The 12,504-nt window shown below is 35.0% G+C and carries 15 protein-coding genes and 1 pseudogene; 9 read left to right on the top strand and 7 right to left on the bottom strand.

Going from position 1 to position 12,504, the window contains the following annotated elements; all coding sequences use genetic code 11:
* The 3 genes from AC1DJR_RS07080 to parC all read left to right on the top strand — a co-directional run.
* Nucleotides 1–275: CoA-binding protein (locus AC1DJR_RS07080; RefSeq protein WP_477002284.1), on the top strand; the 275-nt coding region annotated here is incomplete at its 5' end.
* Between the two features lie 377 nt (nt 276–652).
* Nucleotides 653–2,617, top strand: coding sequence for a DNA topoisomerase IV subunit B (parE, locus tag AC1DJR_RS07075; RefSeq protein WP_085312101.1), 1,965 nt, complete (start codon nt 653–655; stop codon nt 2,615–2,617).
* A 1-nt stretch (nt 2,618) separates the two neighbouring features.
* Entirely contained in the window at nt 2,619–5,042 is a 2,424-nt protein-coding gene (parC, locus tag AC1DJR_RS07070) for a DNA topoisomerase IV subunit A (RefSeq protein ID WP_002014315.1), read from the top strand.
* A 287-nt stretch (nt 5,043–5,329) separates the two neighbouring features.
* Here parC and AC1DJR_RS07065 read toward each other — a convergent pair whose 3' ends face one another.
* The 4 genes from AC1DJR_RS07065 to AC1DJR_RS07050 form a co-directional block, all read right to left on the bottom strand.
* Nucleotides 5,330–5,770 carry a ferritin-like domain-containing protein gene (locus tag AC1DJR_RS07065; protein ID WP_477002283.1) on the bottom strand — a complete coding sequence of 147 codons (441 nt, stop codon included), beginning with the start codon at nt 5,768–5,770 and terminating at the stop codon, nt 5,330–5,332.
* A 69-nt stretch (nt 5,771–5,839) separates the two neighbouring features.
* Nucleotides 5,840–6,616, bottom strand: coding sequence for an RNA polymerase sigma factor SigB (gene sigB / locus AC1DJR_RS07060; protein ID WP_002166217.1), 777 nt, complete (start codon nt 6,614–6,616; stop codon nt 5,840–5,842).
* Nucleotides 6,579–7,061, bottom strand: a complete 483-nt coding sequence (gene rsbW / locus AC1DJR_RS07055; RefSeq protein WP_002011068.1) for an anti-sigma B factor RsbW — start codon at nt 7,059–7,061, stop codon at nt 6,579–6,581. Before rsbW ends, sigB begins: the two co-directional genes overlap by 38 nt.
* A 6-nt stretch (nt 7,062–7,067) precedes the next feature.
* The gene (locus tag AC1DJR_RS07050; protein ID WP_241875467.1) at nt 7,068–7,406 is read right to left on the bottom strand and encodes an STAS domain-containing protein; all 339 of its coding nucleotides are present in this window, start codon (nt 7,404–7,406) and stop codon (nt 7,068–7,070) included.
* A gap of 197 nt (nt 7,407–7,603) precedes the next feature.
* On the opposite strand from AC1DJR_RS07050, the gene AC1DJR_RS07045 reads away from it, so the two are divergent.
* Nucleotides 7,604–7,804, top strand: a complete 201-nt coding sequence (locus AC1DJR_RS07045) for a methyltransferase (RefSeq protein ID WP_131246846.1) — start codon at nt 7,604–7,606, stop codon at nt 7,802–7,804.
* A gap of 163 nt (nt 7,805–7,967) precedes the next feature.
* Here AC1DJR_RS07045 and AC1DJR_RS07040 read toward each other — a convergent pair whose 3' ends face one another.
* The 3 genes and pseudogenes from AC1DJR_RS07040 to AC1DJR_RS07030 form a co-directional block, all read right to left on the bottom strand.
* Nucleotides 7,968–8,219: a GlsB/YeaQ/YmgE family stress response membrane protein gene (locus AC1DJR_RS07040; RefSeq protein ID WP_000522902.1), complete on the bottom strand. Its 252-nt coding sequence runs from the start codon at nt 8,217–8,219 to the stop codon at nt 7,968–7,970.
* Nucleotides 8,220–8,293: 74 nt separating this feature from the next.
* Nucleotides 8,294–8,493, bottom strand: a pseudogene (locus AC1DJR_RS07035) (CsbD family protein).
* Nucleotides 8,494–8,543: 50 nt separating this feature from the next.
* A complete protein-coding gene (locus AC1DJR_RS07030) occupies nt 8,544–8,933 on the bottom strand; it encodes a YflT domain-containing protein (RefSeq protein WP_241875465.1) in 390 nt (129 codons plus the stop codon).
* Between the two features lie 218 nt (nt 8,934–9,151).
* Here AC1DJR_RS07030 and AC1DJR_RS07025 point away from each other — a divergent pair, with 218 nt between their 5' ends.
* The 5 genes from AC1DJR_RS07025 to AC1DJR_RS07005 form a co-directional block, all read left to right on the top strand.
* On the top strand, nt 9,152–9,622 hold the full coding sequence (locus AC1DJR_RS07025; protein ID WP_241875464.1) for a hypothetical protein: 471 nt from the start codon (nt 9,152–9,154) through the stop codon (nt 9,620–9,622).
* Between the two features lie 265 nt (nt 9,623–9,887).
* Nucleotides 9,888–9,995 carry a YjcZ family sporulation protein gene (locus AC1DJR_RS07020; RefSeq protein ID WP_000505671.1) on the top strand — a complete coding sequence of 36 codons (108 nt, stop codon included), beginning with the start codon at nt 9,888–9,890 and terminating at the stop codon, nt 9,993–9,995.
* A gap of 410 nt (nt 9,996–10,405) precedes the next feature.
* Nucleotides 10,406–10,606 carry a cold-shock protein gene (locus AC1DJR_RS07015; RefSeq protein ID WP_477002282.1) on the top strand — a complete coding sequence of 67 codons (201 nt, stop codon included), beginning with the start codon at nt 10,406–10,408 and terminating at the stop codon, nt 10,604–10,606.
* A 100-nt stretch (nt 10,607–10,706) separates the two neighbouring features.
* Entirely contained in the window at nt 10,707–10,889 is a 183-nt protein-coding gene (locus tag AC1DJR_RS07010) for a hypothetical protein (protein WP_033714597.1), read from the top strand.
* A 393-nt stretch (nt 10,890–11,282) separates the two neighbouring features.
* Nucleotides 11,283–12,504, top strand: a 1,222-nt coding sequence (locus AC1DJR_RS07005; RefSeq protein WP_477002281.1) for an IS4-like element ISBce2 family transposase, incomplete at its 3' end; no start/stop codon positions are given.

The following is a 12,504-nucleotide window of genomic DNA, read 5'->3' as shown; positions in this document are numbered from 1 at the left end:
GTATTATACCAGTAAATCCAACAGTAGATGAAGTACTCGGAGAAAAGGCGGTTTCTTCACTGACGGATATTAAAGAACATGTTGATATTGTAAATGTATTTCGTCGCTCAGAATTTTTAAAGGACGTTGCGAAAGAGTTTGTAGAGATTGATGCAGATGTTTTCTGGGCACAATTAGGAGTACAAGATGAAGATACATATAAAATTTTACAAGAAAAAGGCTATACTGTAATAATGGATCGTTGTATTAAAGTAGAGCATGCGATGACAAAATAGTATAGATTTTAAAGATAGAAAGATTGATTCAGCCCTCACTATATACATAAGTAGGGCCGATGAACGAGGTGTTCATCATGAGATTTTTTAAAGGCTGTTTTTGGGGATTGTTACTTGTTATCCCGTTTTGGATATTGATCATTTGGATCATGATAAAGGTATGGAATGTATAATGTTGGAATACATATCCATTTCTCGTTGACAAACGATTATTTTTCTGAAATAGTAGCCTAGAGGAATCCTTGTGAAAAAAACAAGGATTTTTCTATTGAAAATGGTATATAAAAGAGATAAGATAACTTGCCAAAACTATAGTCGAGGCGTTATTCTATAATAGAAACATATGTTCTGATTTGATTAGGAAAGGGGCAAGGAGTTTGGCGAAGCATCAGTTCCAATACAATGAAGATGCAATTCAAGTGTTAGAAGGACTTGAAGCCGTTCGAAAACGCCCGGGTATGTATATCGGGAGTACGGATAGCCGTGGATTGCATCATTTAGTATATGAAATAGTAGATAACTCCGTTGATGAAGCATTAGCGGGATTTGGCGACGAAATTTCTGTCGTAATACATAAAGATAATAGTATTAGCGTWATTGATAAAGGGCGAGGAATGCCTACGGGAATGCACAAGCTTGGAAAACCGACACCTGAAGTTATTTTAACTGTACTTCATGCTGGTGGTAAGTTTGGCCAAGGAGGTTATAAAACGAGTGGTGGTTTACACGGTGTTGGGGCATCAGTTGTAAATGCCTTGTCAGAATGGCTAGTAGTAACGATTAAGCGTGATGGTAGCATTTATGAACAACGCTTTGAAAATGGTGGTATTCCTGCAACGACGTTAGAGAAAATCGGGAAAACGAAAGAGTCTGGTACAACGATGCACTTTAAACCAGATACAACTATTTTCAGCACAACGAATTACAACTATGAAACATTATGTGAGAGATTACGTGAATCTGCATTCTTATTAAAAGGAATGAAAATCTCGATAAAAGATGAACGTAATGATTTAGAAGATGTGTTTCATTATGAAACAGGAATTGAGGCTTTCGTTTCATACTTAAACGAAGAGAAAGATTCGATTCATCCAGTTGTATATTTCTCGGGTGAGCAAAATGGAATTGAAGCAGAGTTAGCGTTTCAGTTTAATGATGGTTACTCAGAAAACATTCTTTCGTTTGTAAATAATGTACGTACAAAAGACGGTGGTACACACGAAGCTGGATTTAAAACAGCAATGACACGTGTGTTCAATGAGTATGCTCGTAAAGTTTCTTTATTAAAAGAAAAAGACAAAAATTTAGAGGGTACAGATATTCGAGAAGGATTAGCTTCGATTGTTTCTGTACGTGTACCAGAAGACGTACTCCAGTTTGAAGGACAAACGAAAGGGAAACTAGGTACAAGTGAAGCTCGTTCTTCAATTGATGCAATTGTATCTGAGCATTTAGCTTACTTTTTAGAAGAAAACCCGGATGTAGCTACACTTCTKGTGAGAAAGGCAATTAAAGCAGCACAAGCACGTGAGGCTGCTCGTAAAGCGAGAGAAGAAGCGCGTACTGGTAAGAAGAAGAAAAAATCAGAAGGTACTTTAAGCGGGAAGTTAACACCTGCACAATCACGTAATCCTCAGAAAAACGAATTGTATTTAGTAGAGGGTGACTCGGCTGGTGGTTCAGCAAAGCAAGGGCGAGATCGTCGTTTCCAAGCGGTACTACCATTACGTGGTAAAGTAATTAACACGGAAAAAGCAAAGCTTGCTGATATTTTTAAGAAYGAAGAGATCAATACGATTATTTACGCAATTGGCGGYGGCGTAGGGAATGAGTTCGCTGTTGAAGATATTAACTACGATAAAGTTGTTATTATGACCGATGCAGATACGGATGGAGCACATATTCAAGTGTTACTACTGACGTTCTTCTACCGTTATATGAAACCACTTATTGAAGCTGGTAAAGTATTTATCGCACTTCCACCTTTATATAAAGTAAGTAAAGGAAAAGGGAAAAGTGAAGTAATTGAATATGCATGGTCTGATGAAGAATTAGGTGGTGTAACGAAAAAGGTCGGTAAAGGCTACATGTTGCAGCGCTATAAAGGACTTGGCGAAATGAATGCCGATCAATTATGGGAAACAACGATGAACCCTGAAACACGTACGTTAATCCGTGTGAAAATTGACGATGCATCAAGAGCTGAGCGCCGAGTTACGACATTGATGGGGGATAAAGTAGAACCTCGCCGTAAATGGATTGAGCGTAATGTACAATTTGGTATGCAAGAAGAAGGAAATATTTTAGAAAATGAAATGATTATGGAGACGGAGGTGGAATAACATGCAGGCAGAGAAGTTTCATGACCTCCCGCTTGAAGACGTGTTAGGTGACCGCTTTGCACGTTATAGTAAATATATTATTCAAGACCGCGCGCTTCCAGATGCGCGTGACGGTTTAAAACCGGTACAAAGACGTATTTTATATTCTATGTATGTAGAAGGGAACGTACATGATAAAGCGTTTCGTAAATCAGCTAAAACAGTAGGTAATGTTATCGGTAATTATCATCCACATGGTGATTCCTCTGTATATGAGGCGATGGTCCGTTTAAGTCAAACTTGGAAAGTACGTAATGTTTTAGTTGAAATGCACGGAAATAACGGTAGTGTTGATGGGGATCCAGCAGCGGCAATGCGTTATACGGAAGCACGTTTATCACCAATCGCATCTGAGTTATTACGTGATCTTGATAAAGAAACAGTAGAATTCGTGTCAAACTTTGATGATACGAGTGAAGARCCTATTGTATTACCGGCAATGTTCCCGAACTTATTAGTGAACGGATCTACAGGGATTTCCGCTGGTTATGCAACAGAAATCCCACCGCATCATCTTGGAGAAGTAATTGATGCTACAATTATGCGTATCGATCAACCGAATAGTTCTGTGGAGGACTTGTTAACAGTTATTAAAGGACCAGATTTCCCTACAGGTGGTATTATACAAGGGATAGATGGCATTAAAAAAGCGTATGAAACAGGTAAAGGTAAAATTATTATTCGCGGAAAAGCAGAGGTTGAAACGATTCGTGGCGGGAAGCAACAAATCGTTATTACAGAAATTCCGTACGAAGTAAATAAAGCGAATCTTGTTAAGAAAATGGATGAATTACGTATAGATAAAAAGCTAGATGGAATTGCTGAAGTACGTGATGAGACAGATCGTACAGGTCTTCGTATCGTTGTAGAATTAAAAAAAGAAGCGAATGCTGAAGGTATTTTAAATTATTTATATAAAAATACAGATTTGCAAATTCCATACAACTTTAATATGGTAGCGATAAATAATCGTCGTCCGACACTTATGACATTACCTAAGATTTTGGATGCATATATTGGACATCAGAAAGAAGTTGTTACAAGACGCTCACAATATGAATTAAGAAAAGCAGAAAATCGTCAGCATATTGTAGAAGGTTTAAAGAAAGCATTATCAATTTTAGATGAAGTGATTGAAACGATCCGTGGGTCTAAAGATAAGCGTAATGCGAAAGATAATTTAAGTGCGAAATTTGGATTTACAGAGGCGCAGTCAGAAGCAATTGTTTCACTGCAATTATATCGTTTAACAAATACAGATATTACAGCGCTAGAGCAAGAAGCAGCGGAACTTAGTAAGAAAATTATAGAGTTACAGTCAATTTTACAAAGTGAAAAAAGACTTTTTCAAGTTATTAAAACAGATTTGAAGAGAGTAAAAAAAACATATAGTGATAATCGCCGTGCGATAATTGAAGAGGAAATTGAAGAAATTAAAATCGATGTGGAAGTTATGATTCCGCAAGAAGATGTCATCGTTACTGTAACGAAAGAAGGCTATGTGAAACGAACAGGTTGGCGTTCGCATAATGCATCGAACGGGAAATACTTCGGTATGAAAGAGGGTGACATCTTACTTGAGCGTTTCGATACAAACACGACAGAAACCGTTCTTTTATTTACGAACAAAGGAAATTATATTTATCTTCCTGTGTATGAAATGCCAGAAATTCGTTGGAAAGATTTAGGTCAACACGTTGCGAATCTTGTTTCACTCGAGCGAGATGAATCGTTAATTTGGGCAACAGTCGTACCGAATTTTGAAGAAGAAAAACGATTTATCGTATTTGTTACACGAAACGGTATGATTAAGAAAACAGAATTAAACCAATATAAAGTGCAGCGTTATTCACGGGCATTCGTTGCTGTAAACTTGAAAAAAGATGATGAAGTTGTTGATATATTTGCGACAGATGGGACAAGTGATATTGTTCTTGCAACACATGGTGCATATGCACTTGTATTCAATGAAGAAGAAGTAAGTCCAGTTGGCGTCAGAGCAGCTGGTGTGAAAGCAATTAATTTAAAAGAAGATGACTATGTTGCTTCTGGTAAACCGTTAAATGGTGAAAAAGATCAACTTATTCTCGTTACGCAGCGAGGTGCTGTGAAACGTATAAAGGCATCGGAAATTGAGAAATCAACAAGGGCGAAGCGAGGCCTTGTAATTTTTAAAGAGTTAAAACGTAATCCGTACCGCATTGTTGGTATTGAAATTGTTCGAGATGATGAATTAGTTTACATGAAGACAGAGAAACACATTGTAGAAGAAATTGATCCGAAAGCGTTTCGAAATAAAGACCGGTATAGTAATGGTAGTTTAGTACTAGATGTTAATGATACTGGTGAAGTAATTGAAACGTGGACAAAAAAACGAACAGAGTAAATGTGAAAAAACCTTGCCAGTGTATAACTAGCAGGGTTTTTAGTTATGAAAAGGTATGTATGAGCAAAACGTTATGTATATAAAAATAATCTTGTTATAATAATGAGATGAAATCGTTCTCATAAAGTGAAACTTTAATCAGTGGGGGTTTTCTTCATCCCCCACTGATTATTAGTTGAACCAATCGGRCTTTTATGGGCAGTTGATCCCCCACCTAACTTCTTTGCTTTCGCTGCATTTTGAGGTGGGGGTCTTACTGCCCATTAAAGTGGGGTAAATTTCCACTTTTAATTTAACACCATTGCTTTGTCATTTAAAAGGCGATCTAATTCTTCCATATGATTTGTTTCATCTGCGATCATATTTTCTAACTTTACAACTAACTCTGTCATATTTAATTTCGCTGCCTGTTCTTTTCTCGTTTCATAACGCTTAATTGTTTCATATTCTGATTGTCTAGCGTATTCTAACATTTCTCGAACATCTTCTACTTGCTTCACCGGTAAAGGGATAGTAGTAGGTGTACCACCTAGCGTCTTAATTTTCTCCGCTAAATATAGGGCATGTCCTTGTTCATCACTAATTTCAGATTCAAAGAAAGGTTTTAACACTTGTCTATATATACCAGAAACTGTAGCTGCATTATGGTTATACATTATAATTGCCGAGTATTCTCCTGCTAAATCTTCATTCAATCCTTCGATTAGTWCTTTCACATCGTGTGACATTTTAATATCTCCTCCTATACTTAATAACTACCCCTTTTCTCATGTTTTAAACATAATTATTTAAAATTTTTATGTATCTAAAAACGCCGCTTGCTTCAATTTACTTATCGCTTGTCTTTTAATACGAGAAACGTGCATTTGTGAAATACCTAACCGTTCCCCTGTATCCTTTTGATTTAAATTTTCTCCAAATATATAATGAATAACACTCTTTTCCGTATCATTTAATACGTTAAAAATATCATCTAAAACGAGACGTCTTTCTGTCTGTTCATATCCTTGCTCTACTTCACCTACAGATTCAATTCTCGCTACCGAACTTCCATCAGATGAATTTTCAACTACATCATCTAAAGAAGATACTTGATAATTATTTTTAGCATCCATAATTTCTAAAACTTCCTCTTCGGATAGTCCTAAATGATCCGCAATCTCTATAATCTTCGGTGAACGTTGCAGGTGATCTGTTAGTTCCTCTATCGCAAGTTTAATTTTCCCGCCCAAGTCTTTAATTCGCCTTGGAACATGAACGCCCCAAGTTTTATCACGTAAATACTTCTTTATTTCCCCTACTATCGTAGGTATTGCAAACGGTTCAAAAGCATTCCCTATCGAATAATCATACCTTCTTATTGCGCCTAAGAGCCCTAACATCCCTACTTGTATAATATCCTCATGCATCGGCCCACCTTTTGAATAGCGGTATGCAATGGAATATACGAGATTTTTATAGTGATTAACCAACCTTTCCTGTGCTTCATCACATTGGTTTTGTTGGAATTCTGCAATTAGTTTAATAACATCTTCTTTAGTAAGATTTGTAGGTTGAGATTGGATTTCCATCATTCTCCACCTGCTCTCTTTGTATATATTTTGTCATTAAAACTGTCATGCCCTCATCATGCATAATTTGTATATCATCCATTAACGTATTTATTAAATATAAACCTAAACCATTTTCCGGCAAATGTTCTACTGGTTTATTAATATCATACGGACCAACTTTACTTTTTAAGGTACTAAAATTAAAGCTAACCCCATTATCCGCAACCATAATTTCTAATCGATCTTCATATAGACCAAAGACAATTGTAATTTCTCCAACGTCTTCTTTATATGCATGTTGTACAATGTTTGTACATGCTTCACTAATAGCAATTTTCATATCTTCTATATCGTCATAAGCAAAGCCCATTCGATTCGCAACACCAGCCATTGTTAAGCGAATAATAGCCACATATTCTGCTTTTGCAGGAATTTTCATTTCTATCTTTTCAAATTTCTCCATCATCCCTAGTCACCTTCTTTCTACTTTTTCAAAATCGGAATTCAAATTTAATATTTCTGTTAACCCTGTAATATCAAATAATCTTTTTAGTCTTTTAGATACACCAATAAACTCTAGTTTTCCATCATTTTTCTTAATTGCTTTTAATAGAGCTATAAAAACACCTAACCCTGTACTATCCATATATTCTACCTTAGTAAAATCTACTACAATATAAACCTCTTTCTCGCTTGCAATAGGCATTATCTTATTTTTTAAATCTGATGCCGTATACGCATCAATCTCACCATTAAGTTGTACCGTATAACCTAAATCATTTTGCAAAATCTGAATTGCCAAATTCATCATTTCCGCCCCCTTATCTCAAACTACTACTATTTAATTACCCATAAAAATTAGTTTTAAACATATTTTTTCATTTTAATTATAAATAAATTTTCTACACCTTTCTCAGCTTAACACTAAAAAAAATACTACCAAATGTTTAAACTTTATAAATTTGTGTATGTATAATGTATAAACATTATTTTTAGGGGGATCTATCTATGGAAGAGCACAACTTTAAAAAGGGAGATTTTGTTCAATTTTCTTATCGACACGATCATGCTACAAAATTAATTGGTTCCATTATTAACATACTAACGAATACAATTGTAGTTGATATAGGTAATAGCGACGACTTATCTCATATAGAACCAAGGCAGGTCGTAAGAATAAATAATTGTAAAAAGGTAACGATGGCTTAATATGTAATCTCAATCAGTGGGGCCATCCTCACTGATTCCTATGTAAAATACATTAAAAAAGCATCCAAATTATTTTAATTGGATGCTTTTTTATGTATTTTTATCAGTTTATTAACTTTATAGCTACGTATAATAAACTTAAGATTACTATTCATTATAATACTTATGCTTTCCGTAGCATTCTAGAAAAGAATGTAACGATTAAAATAAAGACGATTGCACCTAATAAAGCTGGAAGAATAAAGATGCCTCCCCATTCAGGGCCCCAGTGACCAAATAACGCACTACCTACCCAAGATCCGATTAATCCGGCAATAACATTACCAACTATACCTAAAGGAAAGTCTTTTCCCGTAATCATTCCAGCTAACGCACCAATAAGTCCACCTACAATACACGTAATAATAAGTCCCACAATTAGACCTCCTATATATTTTTATAATGGATTTATCAAGCTTTGGCGTTTAACCAAAGCTTGATAAACATGTATTATTCTTTGTTATCCAATCCATCACTTATCTTTTGTTTCACTTTTCCGACTTTTTCTTTTACAGTTCCCTTCGTCTTCTCCCACTTCCCTTCATTTTTCAACTCTCTATCTTCTGTAATTTCACCAATTCCTTCTTTTATTTGTCTTTTTTCTTTTCAACTTTACCCGTTATTTGCTCTTTTAGCCCGCTCTCACTCATATTTCCCATCTCCTTTTCGTAATAGATTTATAGATTTAAAGGATACAAATTTAAATAGAATACGTGCATCTTCTTTCTTGTAACCATTCACCGACTCTTTCTAAATCCTTAACGAATAACAAGATTTTTCCTTCATCCAGCTTTTTTTCATAAAAGTTAGCTTCTTCCTCATTAAGTCCTAACTCTTGCATCTTATTTCTTAACTGATCTCCCGTTTTTTGAAAGACGTTAATAATACTTGTCCCAAGTCCCTCCTCTTTTATCCCAATTGTATTCACGTCTGCATTGTCTGCGATTCTATCTGTCCTTTCTTTCTCATGTGTTAATACGTAAATATCTTTTTGGTCGATTCCTTTCTTTACTAGATCATTCGCTGCATTCATGACCTCTTTCTCCGTAATAAATTCATATACAAAAGGTTTACTATACTTCGTTTCCATCTTTAACTTCCTCCTCTAAAATGAATTATTTGTTATATTATATGTAGTACACCCATTTTCCAAATGTTAAACATAAAATATGAAAAAATTATCTAAATTTTGATTTTGATAGAGAATGAACAGCGTAATTTTCCACTTTAAAACATCTCATATTATCCCTTACAATAACTACCTGAATTAACAGAAAATTGTTATAATTAAACGTAAGGAGGGATACTATGAAAAAAATCATATCTATATGCGCTCTAACCGCTCTATCTTTCACTTTAATAGGCTGTACAAGCACTTCTACTACAAATAATACTCCAACAACTAAGCAAGAAAATACGAAAAATGCCATTCAATTAAACTCTGCAGACATTACCAACATTGAGATGCTTAGAACAACAAGTAATACTAGCTCCAAATCTCAAACAGATAACGAGGAAATGATACAATCAATCGCTTCAGCAGTCCAAAACGGAACACCGAAAACAATCACACTAGATCAAAAAAAGAAACAATCTGCGCATTCTACTATAACCGTTACATATAAAAATGACTCAAAAGAAGAGTTTCTTGTGTGGGTTGATAATAAGGAACAAATTACGATTGCTAAAGATGAGAAGAAAGATAAAGTAGAAGCTGTGACGGTGAATATTAAAGGCGCTAAGATAATGAAGGATTTTTTTAAAAATGATAAAACATAAAAGGATCCCCATCAACTTAAGAATTCAAAATTAGCACAAAATTTTGTTCAGAAACACTATAAAATTCCAGCCTAATGGGTCAGTGGCGAGACCGTATATTATTAAACTTAAAATGTTTCAAATCGAAGGAAGACACCTTATAAGGTGTCTTTTCTTTATTTTCAAAAGGACCTGCTCCATTCATAAATGCATAAAGTAAATTGAATCCGTTAAAACACATGAGTGAACCTTTGTTTTCCCCCTCCTATCTAAAGGAGGAACTGTTATGGGATTTGGTGGTAGTTGTGGCGGCTGTGGCTTCGCTGGAGGATTTGCTTTATTAGTTGTATTATTTATTTTATTAATCATAGTTGGAGCTAGCTGCTTCTGCTAAAAAACTATTGGAAAAATCCCCGTGCTAAACAAAAAATACAATAAGCTGCCCATATGGACAGCTTATTTATATAATTATCGTTATCAGAAGTAAAATTTAACTCGAAAATAGCTAATTTTATCAGTTGTTGAATGTCTGAAAAAAATCAAATCAATGATATTGTCGAGATCCTTTGGCAACTTCTTGCTGTGATGACTATCATAGTRACTTTTTCTCCAGYAACCACTATTAGTGGCTAATTACCATAAGGACTTRTTTTTGAAAYTTGCTRTTTTTTAGAAARTATGTTAATTTAAKAAAGACCTATTTTTGTTCGGTTTGAGATTAAGAATAAATTTTGTTTTTCGTCTAAGGTATTTGAGCAAGGGTAGTAACATATGTGTGGGTATCCACACTAGGAGGCAACAATTATGGAACAAGGTAAAGTAAAATGGTTTAATGCAGACAAAGGTTTTGGATTCATCGAGCGTSAAGGTGGAGAAGACGTATTCGTACATTTCTCAGCTATCCAAATCGACGGTTWCAAATCTTTAGACGAAGGACAAAGTGTAACGTTTGAAGTAGAAMAAGGACAACGTGGCCCACAAGCTACTAATGTTCAAAAAGCTTAATATTAGCTGATGAAAGACCCTCTTGTAGGGTCTTTTTTTKATTTTGTTACAATATTCYGAATACAACTTTTTTAAGGGGATTTGGGGTGCTTAACTTTTAATGAAAAAGAAGATGTTAGAAATCATAATTTTAGCATTATGGGCTTTTTCTTTTAGTTATCTTGCAATTATATTAGGAATACCAAAAAACGGATTATATATAGTCGTAGGATTTCCAATCTTATTTGTTGGTGGACTTTTGATTGTGCATCTATTTCAAAATAAGAATGAAAATGGAAAATAACTTTGTTTGATTGTATATCTCATACACATCTAGTTAACATAACGTCCTATTATTGGTAGCAAGGAAAAAGGCGAAATCTTATTCTCACAAGGGATTCGCCTTTTTCTTTTTCTATAATTCTATGCATTTTTTTATACATTCCTATCCTAGCGCGRTTTTAGGGTTCTCGTTTGTTATTGGATTAGCCGAAAAACTGTATAAAATCTTGCATGCTCTTAGCGGGGTACCGCCACATCGCCATCAAGTTAAGAAAACAAGTCACCCTATGCCCATCAAGCTAATGAAACTAGTTGCCCCAAAACACATCCATCAACTTAAGGATTTAGACTATTCTTGAAGTTAAAAGCACGTTACTATTCTCTTATGTTAATGAGAAAGGGTGACGTGCTTTTTATGAATATGCATCAAAAACAAGAGTTGTCTTTATTTGCCGAAGAGTTATATCGMTATATGTCTCCCGCTACACTKAATCAATTAGCTATAGAAGCAGGYGGAATGAAACGMAAACGTAAGTGCCATGGGCACCATTTTTTATCTTTGTGTGTATGGTTAAATCAACAAATCGCTACAACYTCTCTTACTCAACTTTGTAGTCAATTAGAAACTTCAACAGGAATTTTATTAAGTCCTGAGGGACTKAATCGACGATTTAACTCGGCTTCTGTAGCCTTCTTTCGAAATGTATTTACTACACTTCTACAAGCTAAAATTGGAGGATCATCTRCAATTTCTCATTCTCTTTCTGCTTACTTTGAGCGGATTYGCATCCTTGATTCTACAACCTTTCAAGTTCCAGATCGATTCGCAGCTACTTATCCTGGTGCCGGAGGCTGTAGTCATACAGCTGGTGTRAAAATTCAATTAGAGTATGACTTGTTGAGTGGAGAGTTTTCTGATGTGAAAATTGAACCAGGAAAACGAAGTGATCAGGCATATGGGGCGACTCGAATGGACATGACACAAAAGAATGAACTATATATTCGTGACTTAGGGTATTTTCGTTTACAAGACTTTAAATCGATCCAAGATAAGGAAGGGTATTATTTATCRCGTCTTAAATTRCCAACTAAAATATATAGAAAAGAATTCGAAACAGTGGTATTTAAAACAAAACCTGCTCAATTGAGACCGGTATATATACAAATTCATTTGGAAGACATCATGAACCAATTACAACCTGGCCAAGTRTATGAATTACAWGATGTATATGTAGGGAGCAAAGACAAACTACCCACTCGCATTGTGGTTTATAGATGTACAGAGGMGCAAAAACAGAAACGTCTACATGATCGAGCTATTCGTGAAAAGAAAAAAGGGATTACATATACAGAKCGTAYGAAACTTTTACAAGGAATTACGGTATATATGACAAACATTCCTACGGAATGGGTACCGAAAGAGAAAATCTATGATWTATATTCACTGCGTTGGCAAATTGAACTGTTATTTAAAATATGGAAATCTTGGTTTCGAATTCATCGTTGTAAATCTATTAAACAAGAGCGATTAGAATGCCACCTTTATGGACAACTCATTAGTATCCTATTATGTTCTTCTACTATGTTTAAAATGAGAGAACTCCTGTTACGTAAGAAACAGAAAGAACTAAGTGAAT

The sequence above is a fragment of the Bacillus sp. 05T31 genome, from assembly GCF_056396725.1.
Note: the sequence above shows the minus strand (reverse complement) of the source record. Positions and strands in the feature narration are given on the sequence as shown.